The sequence below is a fragment of the Prevotella sp. C0209C1 genome, from assembly GCF_056583855.1.
This window is the reverse complement of record NZ_JBWPJP010000025.1, coordinates 26998-35570: the sequence shown is the minus strand read 5'-3', so window position 1 is coordinate 35570 and position 8573 is coordinate 26998. Positions and strand designations below refer to the sequence as shown.

Below are 8573 nucleotides of genomic sequence, written 5' to 3'. Positions count from 1 at the left end.
TTTCTTTTTATATAGACTTATGAAATTATGTGCCTGAGAGGAGAGGGCTTGCAACTGGGTTTTAGGACTGACCCGTAATATCTTCATATGCCTAATTACTAAATAGGCGTGAAGAGTTATGTCATCACGCCTATAATAAGATTTGTTGCATCTTTTTATCTAGATTTGGAAGTACTGCATGAAACAGAACAAGAAACCTTACATCCTGTTTCACATTCATAACCTCCCTTGATTTCGTGCATTTCAGAATCAAGGAGGTTTTGGGCGTCTGAAACTAATGCCATTTTCATTTCTTCTTTTGACATTTTGATAATGTTTAATTTATTTAGACCTACTATTTGAACATGATGTGGAACACGATTGACGGCATCCTGTTTCACAATCGTAGCCACCCTTAATTTCGTGCATTTCAGAGTCCAGTAGATTTCGGGCATCTGAAACTAATGCTATTTTCATTTCTTCTTGTGACATTTTGATAAGTTTAAATTATTTAGACCTACTATTTGAACATGATGTGGAACACGATTGACGACATCCTGTTTCGCAATCGTAACCACCTTTAATTTCGTGCATCTCAGTATCTAACAAATTCTGAGCATCCATAGCTAAAGCTATCTTTTTTTCTTGCTGTGACATAATTACTTATTTTACAAATTTATAATTTCGATTTTCTTTGATGCCCTAATTTAACTTAGACTCTACAAAAGTACAAAAAAAATACGATTCTCCAAAGAATAACGAGAGTTTATTGTGAGGCCTTAATCTTCGAATTTATCTTTTTTTCTCTTTGTTATTTTTTAGAATAATTAGTTCCTAAAAGAAACAACACGACTTATTCATTTAGTATTATGTGAATCATAAGTTATATATCTCCTTATTATACATTCAATGAGATATACTGATAACTTAAAAATTTGCGAATAACAACATTCAGGCGAGAGTATAACCTATCTTGCTTCATGTCAGTTGTGTCGCATGCTATTCTGTGAATTTCATTACCACTTATAGGATGATTGTATTTACATAGCGAAGTAAGAAATAAATCAACTCCAGAAAGTTCAGCCCAATAAAATTCCAAATTTCCAGTAGCAATATATTTGGGAAGTATTACATGAGGTGTAATTTTATCTCCTACTAGATATGATCTTAATTCAAGTAGAGGCGAGGGGATAATGGAAATATCCATCACATTATATGATGAATATAGCATTTTGAGGTTCTGGCGTACAATACAAACTTCTGTTTCTCTTATACGACCAATTTCGGACTGCCATTTATTAAGAAAATATTTGGCATCACTTGCTAAATATAAAGGATAATTCATAGTTCACCTTTTTTATATAAATCTAATATTCGTTGAAAGTAGTCAGGATATTCTATGTACAATCGATGTGCCATTTGTTCTCCAATAATATACCATGTCTTATAAGCACCAACAGCATGAATGTATTGCTGTCTATGGGGAGTTTCCCAAAAATCTGTCAAACCAAGAAAATGTTCGTCTACATCTTCATCTATCAAGTACTCAATTTTTATATTTTTGGACTGAGCCAATGCATAAAATAGAAATTGCTCGTAAATAACATTAAACATACCAGGACGTTCTAATGTTCGAATAACATCAATGTTTTTATCCACAAAATCAAATGCCAATTTACAATATTCCTGAAAAAAACTTATATCAGTTCCTCCAAGAATCCCTGCATTAATCTCAATAATGCTGTCTGTTTTAACAAATGCTTCTTTAAGAAGATCTGGAACATAGTGAAATTTTTTTAGAATATCTTGAAAAAATTGTTTGTTATGAGGATAGGAAACCTCCAAATTATGTGCTACTAATTTGGATTCAAATAGTTGTTTCTTTAAAGGTTTCCATATGTAAATGTCATTATCCACATGTATGAATGGTTCTTTTATCAGAGAGTATGTGTATATTTTACCAATAGCCCAAAGATATTCTGGATATATAGTATTCAGCTCATCTAATGAGGTTGTCACTTTATTGTAAGGAAGGCCAATCTTATCGATAAATAATTCTTTTCCATGCTTATCTGTCACAAGATTAATTTTATGAAACTCGCTGAATTTTAGACAGCTAAACGCACAACTCATATAATGAAATAATCTTTTATTCCATCCTCCTTTATCTGCTTCTGGTCTAAAATAAGGTTTAGACCAGTAACTATGGACTAATTCAGTAACCATTATGATTGATAATTATAAATTAATTGTAAACATATAATTCTATATATTGTGACTCATTATCGATAGAAAACTATACTTTTTGAGAAAGAATTTTAAGATGCTGTTTTTGATGTCCTAAAAAAAATATAAGATGCTATTTAAAACCGATTCTTCTCTATATTACCAGCACCACTCCCCTTATACCGAGAATGGGCAGCATTGAAGTTGTAGCGAAAGGTGACGGAGAAATCACGTGTATCGTAGAATTTGTTCACCATTGTACGTGTTAGGGCATCGTAGGTGATAAAATTCTGTCGTAATGTGCCAAAGAGATCATTGAGTTGTAGTTTGATACTCCATGCGTCATTATGGAAAGACTTGTACAATCCAAGGTTATTGATCCAATAGCTTTGTATGTAGGCATTGTCGCCATTGCCTGAGGTGCGGACGGAGACATCCACGTTCAGCCACACATCCCATGGGAGATGAATACTGTTGTTAAATCGGAAAATGCCCAACGGATGGTTGAGCTTCATTGGTTCACCATGATGTGTCAGCTGGAAATCCTGCCATGTGATACCAGCCGTCCAAACAGGATGCCAGCATCCGAAGAATGTAGGCGAATAGTTGACAATGGCACTGAAAGAATGAAAGCGTGGCATATTTTGCATGGTCAGCAGTGTAGCCTCGGAGTTACCAGGATAGGAAATTGTCTGCCACATAAAGTAATTATTGGTGGAGGTGTATTCCAGTTCTACAAAAAGTTCCTTCCAAGAAGATGAGAGCGAGAGATAGTCACGATAAATAGGGCGTAGATTGGGATTGCCCGACTCGTAGGTGTAACGATCGATATATTTCACAGCGGAACTTAGTTGTTCAAAGGCTGGGCGTGAAGTTTTGCGCGTGTAAGATAGGCTCATCTTTACCTTTCTAACAGGAAACGAGAGCGATACCGTAGGAGCAATGTTGTGATACGTACGGCTTTGATCTGGCGAGTATACGTCAAACTGGTAGAACTTAGCGCCAGTGGATTCCCACCGCAAGCCTATGTTGGCTGATACACTACCAAAAGTCTGGTTACTTTCGACAAACATAGCAGTTGTAATTTCTTCAACTTGGTTGTCATTGCTGGTAATATAGCTTGTGCTACCTACGTATAGATCAGTACGGTGTATGTTGCTGAACTCTGTGCCAAAGCGCAGGTCACCTTTCCATACTGGATAAGAAGCTGTTGCGTTGCCAGCAATTAAGCGATTGCAGACATTGCTTGCTGTCGTAAAGCTGCGCGCTGGATAAAGTGATGACAATTCCTGTTCGTCTGTATTACGGTCGTTAATTTGCCACAAAGCATCGATGTTTACGGACAATTGCCATTTGCCCACGGTTCCTAAATAATAGGCACTCAGCAAATGTTGGCGATTATGGCGATTGGCGGTGAATGTGTTGTCAAGACGCTCTTTAAACAAATTGTCGTTATAACGTGAGTTCTCTGATGGACCAGATGACATGGAAGGTTTGAACTTGAAATCGTAAAACATGCCGAAACTCTGCGTCTTATGGTTATAGTTGAGTCCAATCTTTCCTGCGTAGACAGGATATTTGGAGAATTCTTTACCCGTATTGTGTTGTTCGATAGTTGTTGCTGGCAAGTATTGTTTAATGCTGTTTTCATAGAATAGACGCTCACGATAGTTCTCATAGTTTAGTGTCCCGAAAAGGTCAAAGCCGTTGCGTCGGTAATTGAGATTTGTTTGTTCAAAGAGATAAGCGTAATGTTTGAATCCAAGTGTCGTTCGATCGTTGAAAGAAAAGCCTTCACCGATAGGTGCTACCGTTATGATTCGGATTACTGCATTGGCGATTGAGGTGTATTGTGCACCAGGAGATGTGATTACTTCCACATGCTTCACTTCCGAGGAAGACAACTGAGTAAGTTCTGACTGGTCATGTACCAGTCGATTATTGATATAGATGAGTGGAGTGCCTTTCCCCTGTACTTCTATGCCTGTGCCAAATCTGGTAACGAGCGGCATCTTGCCAATCAAATCAAGAGCTGTCCCTGCATGGGAGAGATAGGTGCCAGAAACGTCTACCTGTATGCCATCATTTTTAAGTTTAACCATTGGCCGCGTCCCCTTTACAACGACTTCATTCAATTGGAGGTCTATAGGGGTCAATACAACCTTGCCTATATTTCCTTTGGGATTATTTATCCAAAGCTCTTTATAGCCGATAAAAGAAATACGGAGTGTGCTTTGGACATTCTTATCTACGACTTGAAGTGAGAACGTTCCGTCATCCAGGGTGGATGTTGCCGTGATGAGTGTGGAGTCTTTTGCAGAGAATAGCGTAATATTGGCGAACTCGATGGGGGCGCCAGAGTTATCTATAACAGTTCCCTCAACATTATTGAAATCTTGTGCGAGAAGAGCCTGGAATGTCGACATCTGCAGTATAGTTATAAATAACAGCTTTGTTGAGAACAAACTATCTAAATGTATCATTATATTACTATTTAAAAGTTAGAATAAACATCAAAAATCTTATTGCCAGGATAAGGAATTGAAGAATTAAAGTGTAAAGGTATATTTTTTTTCGAGAGGACAAAATTATTTATACAAAATAGTATCATTTTGTTGATAATAACATGTTTTACAAGAATATCTACAAATATAAAACTCAATTTCACGTAAAATCCCGATATTTCCTGTTTTTCCAGAAAACTTTCCTATACCTTTATATACTTATAACTTAGCTGCTTGATAACAGTATTCATCATTAAAATTATTAAGCAATGGAATCAAACAGCAATGACAATTACGTGCTGGTCTTGGAAGACCGCACTGAAGTGAAGAATGAGCAAGAAGCGGGAAAACTCTCCGTAATTTCTGGTATTGACGACAAGGGTAACCTTAAAACCACCGAAGCAATCGCTGCGAATCAGGCAGCGTTCTTGAAGTTTAACAACAAGGACGGACTTCTAAAAAACTTCATGAGCAATTTTCTCCGTCAGTTCAACGAGCCATCTCGTTTCGGACTGTACAAAGTTTTGGCAAACAATGTAGAACAAGGTGTGGACAATCTTCGCACCATGTTGCAAAGCCGCGAAAAGCCAGAAAGCAAACAGCAACTGACAGAGATTGGAGTATCCTTTGACGATTATCTGCCGAAAAAGAAGAACGCCACAGTCATTGATGAATCAAAGATTGATTGGAAGCAACTCGACAACCTCGGTCTTACCCGTGAACGACTGAAACAAAGTGGAGAGTTAGAAAAGATGCTTTCTTGGCAGAAGAGTAACCTTGTTACTATTGCCGTACCTATTGGTGATACAACGATCTACACCGAAGCACGTCTTGCTTTTCGTACGGACGATAGCGGAAATGTCGGCTTGGCTATCCACCCTTTACGCAAGGAGCCACAGCTCGACTTCCCCTATATGGGCTACAAGTTCTCGCCCGAAGAGAAAGAACAACTACTCACTACGGGCAACCTTGACAAGACAATCGAAGTAACGCCAAAGAACGGCAATGCTTTTTCTGCCTATGTCTCCATCGATCCACAGACCAACGAAATTGTTGCCTTACGTGCCGACCGTGTGAACATCCCCAAGGAAATCAAGGGTGTTACCCTTTCTGACGCTCAGTATAAAGACCTTGTGGAAGGCAAAGCCGTGAAGGTGGAGGGTATGACCGCCAAGAGCGGCAAGTCTTTCAACGCCACCTTGCAGGTCAATGCCGAGCGAAAGGGCATTGAGTTCATCTTTAGCGAGGGCAAGAGTTTAAGAGAACGACAGGAACACAAACAGACACAGCAGCAAAGTGTCCCACATAAGCTTTGCGGCTTGGAGTTATCAGAAAAACAGCGTGAAGCATTGGATAGCGGTCGCACACTCTATTTGAAAAACATGGTCGATAAGGAGGGAAACTCCTTTAACGCCTACGTTCGTATAGACAAGGAGCAGAACCGCCCACGTTTTTACAAGTGGAATCCTGACAAGAAGCAGGAAACCGGCAAGGAAAAAGTGGTTGCCGTAGCCGAAGAACACAAGACACAGGTAGCGGTCAATAATGACGGCAAGACCAACGAAGCCACGAAGAACGTGAAAGAGCCATTGAAGACAGGGCAAACACAGCCTACTGCTGCCCAAAAGCAAAAGCAGGACGAGAACAAACAGAAGAAGTCCCGTGGACGTAAGATGTAACCCTTAATTCTATTATCGACTATGACAACTTGTATTATTGCCGAGAAACCCTCGGTAGCCAGAGATATAGCCCGCATTGTTGGGGCAAATAGCAAGAAGGACGGATATTTAGAAGGAAGTGGGTATCTCGTTACATGGGCAATGGGACACCTTATTACCCTTGCCATGCCTGAAGCCTACGGCTTTTCTGCCTACAAAGCCGAAGACCTGCCCATCCGTCCCAATCCTTTCCAACTTATTGTCCGCCAAGTGCGCAGGAACAAGGAATTTGTATCAGACCCAGCAGCACTAAAACAGCTCAAGGTGATACGCTCCAGCTTTGACAAAGCAGACCGCATCATCGTTGCTACCGATGCAGGACGTGAAGGTGAACTCATCTTCAGATACATCTATTCCTATCTCAATTGCCATAAGCCTTTCGACCGCTTGTGGATTTCCTCCCTCACCGATAAAGCCATCCGTGAGGGACTTTCCAACCTCAAACCGGGAAGTAGTTACGACAATCTCTATTATTCCGCCAAAGCAAGAAGCGAAGCCGACTGGCTGGTGGGTATCAATGCAAGCCGTGCATTGTCTATCGCCCGCAGGGGAGGCTATTCCTTGGGACGGGTACAGACCCCGACATTGTCTATGGTCTGCCGTCGGTACATAGAGAACCGTGATTTTTCTTCCATACCCTACTGGAAATTATCCGTTCTTACAGAAAAAGAGGGCTTGTCGATAAAAGCCGTTGGCTGTAAAGACTATGAAAATGAAGCATCGGCACAGACTGCCCTCGCCCTGCTTCGCAGTCAGAGCCGGCTTAAAGTAGAGTCGGTCACAAGACAGGTGGGGCATACCGCGCCACCACTCTTGTACGACCTTACTGCCTTGCAGAAAGATGCCAACAGACGTCACGGCTTTTCAGCGGACAAAACCCTCTCGATAGCCCAAAGTCTCTATGAGAAAAAAATCACGACCTATCCCCGTACTGGCAGTCGATACATCAGCGAGGATGTCTTCGAGGAAGTCCCCGCCCTGCTGCGCAAGATAGGCAAAACACTTTCAAATCCACTTAACCGCCACTCGGTGGACAATGCCAAAGTTACCGACCACCACGCCATTATTCCGACAGGTGAAACACCCTTAGGAATGTCGGCAGATGAAAGAACCATCTATCAAATGGTAGTTAATCGCTTCATAGAAGCCTTTTCCCCCGATTCAGGGGAAGAGCGTATGCAGGTGCGGTTTACTGACGGCACCAACACCTTTACTTGGAAGGCGTGTAGGCAGATTTCCTTGGGTTGGAAAGCCGTACAGAAAAGTAAAGAAGTGGAAACTGAGAAGGAAGAAGATGGTAAAGAACAGATTTTGTCTTCATTGCCTAGCCTAATGGAGGGAGAGGTTTTGCCACTTGTTTCTGCTGAAATAACCGAGCATAAGACCAAACCTAAACCTCTCTACACAGAAGCGACACTGCTTTCTGCTATGGAGAATGCTGGCAAGGAAGTGAAGGAAGACGATAAGCGCAAGGCAATGGCTGAGTGTGGTATCGGAACACCTGCCACCCGTGCCAACATCATTGAGACACTTATCCTCCGTGACTATATCTGCAGGGACAAGAAATCCATCATACCTACAGAGATAGGCCTGGCAGTCTATGAGATTGTCAAGGACAAGAGAATCGCCAATGCGGAGATGACAGGCAGTTGGGAACTTGCCCTTGCCGCTATTGAAGCTGGAAAGATGCCATCTGAAAGGTTCGCACAGGGCATTAATTCATACGTGGAGACTATTTGCGAGGAACTCCTCTCGCTTTCTTCAGAGCAGAAGTCCTATCCAGTCTACCGCTGCCCAAAGTGCGGACAACAGAGTGTCGGCATCTATGCCAAGGTAGCCAAGTGCAGACATGAAACCTGTGGTTTCCACGTGTTTCGTGAAGTCTGCGGCATACATCTCTCTGAAGATAACATCCGTGACTTGATAAGCTCCGGACGTACGCCTATCCTTAAAGGACTGACCAGCAAGGCAGGAAAGAAATTCAACGCCCGACTGGTTTTGAAGGATGATTATACCACTACCTTTGAATTTGAGCAGAACAAGAAACGGAAATAGCATATTACTTCATTTCTGATACTAAAGTCTGACATTACGGTCAAGCTTTGGTATCAGAGTAGTTATTCCCATAATAGAAAAAGTTATACCT

The 8573-nt window shown here is 41.2% G+C and carries 7 protein-coding genes; 2 read left to right on the top strand and 5 right to left on the bottom strand.

Going from position 1 to position 8573, the window contains the following annotated elements:
* Positions 1-321: 321 nt before the first annotated feature.
* The 5 genes from AC1DCD_RS07550 to AC1DCD_RS07530 form a co-directional block, all read right to left on the bottom strand.
* Positions 322-471 carry a hypothetical protein gene (locus AC1DCD_RS07550; protein ID WP_169495532.1) on the bottom strand — a complete coding sequence of 50 codons (150 nt, stop codon included), beginning with the start codon at positions 469-471 and terminating at the stop codon, positions 322-324.
* A 15-nt stretch (positions 472-486) separates the two neighbouring features.
* Positions 487-636: a hypothetical protein gene (locus AC1DCD_RS07545; protein WP_019036787.1), complete on the bottom strand. Its 150-nt coding sequence runs from the start codon at positions 634-636 to the stop codon at positions 487-489.
* Between the two features lie 241 nt (positions 637-877).
* Positions 878-1210, bottom strand: coding sequence for a hypothetical protein (locus AC1DCD_RS07540; protein ID WP_464643469.1), 333 nt, complete (start codon positions 1208-1210; stop codon positions 878-880).
* 110 nt (positions 1211-1320) lie between these two features.
* Positions 1321-2205 (bottom strand): DUF6734 family protein, encoded by an 885-nt coding sequence (locus AC1DCD_RS07535; RefSeq protein ID WP_008447574.1) that lies wholly within the window; start codon positions 2203-2205, stop codon positions 1321-1323.
* 137 nt (positions 2206-2342) lie between these two features.
* Positions 2343-4631, bottom strand: a complete 2289-nt coding sequence (locus AC1DCD_RS07530) for an outer membrane beta-barrel family protein (RefSeq protein ID WP_231551761.1) — start codon at positions 4629-4631, stop codon at positions 2343-2345.
* A 347-nt stretch (positions 4632-4978) separates the two neighbouring features.
* Here AC1DCD_RS07530 and AC1DCD_RS07525 point away from each other — a divergent pair, with 347 nt between their 5' ends.
* Both AC1DCD_RS07525 and AC1DCD_RS07520 read left to right on the top strand, forming a co-directional pair.
* Positions 4979-6388 (top strand): DUF3945 domain-containing protein, encoded by a 1410-nt coding sequence (locus AC1DCD_RS07525; RefSeq protein WP_008447576.1) that lies wholly within the window; start codon positions 4979-4981, stop codon positions 6386-6388.
* Between the two features lie 21 nt (positions 6389-6409).
* Complete coding sequence (locus AC1DCD_RS07520; RefSeq protein ID WP_464641029.1) at positions 6410-8482, top strand: type IA DNA topoisomerase; 2073 nt, start codon at positions 6410-6412, stop codon at positions 8480-8482.
* Positions 8483-8573: the final 91 nt, after the last annotated feature.

Coding starts and splice junctions, on each gene's coding strand:
- AC1DCD_RS07550 (WP_169495532.1), bottom strand. CDS start 471: ATGTCACAAGAAGAAATGAAAATAGCATTAGTTTCAGATGCCCGAAAT.
- AC1DCD_RS07545 (WP_019036787.1), bottom strand. CDS start 636: ATGTCACAGCAAGAAAAAAAGATAGCTTTAGCTATGGATGCTCAGAAT.
- AC1DCD_RS07540 (WP_464643469.1), bottom strand. CDS start 1,210: ATGCTATATTCATCATATAATGTGATGGATATTTCCATTATCCCCTCG.
- AC1DCD_RS07535 (WP_008447574.1), bottom strand. CDS start 2,205: ATGGTTACTGAATTAGTCCATAGTTACTGGTCTAAACCTTATTTTAGA.
- AC1DCD_RS07530 (WP_231551761.1), bottom strand. CDS start 4,631: ATGTCGACATTCCAGGCTCTTCTCGCACAAGATTTCAATAATGTTGAG.
- AC1DCD_RS07525 (WP_008447576.1), top strand. CDS start 4,979: ATGGAATCAAACAGCAATGACAATTACGTGCTGGTCTTGGAAGACCGC.
- AC1DCD_RS07520 (WP_464641029.1), top strand. CDS start 6,410: ATGACAACTTGTATTATTGCCGAGAAACCCTCGGTAGCCAGAGATATA.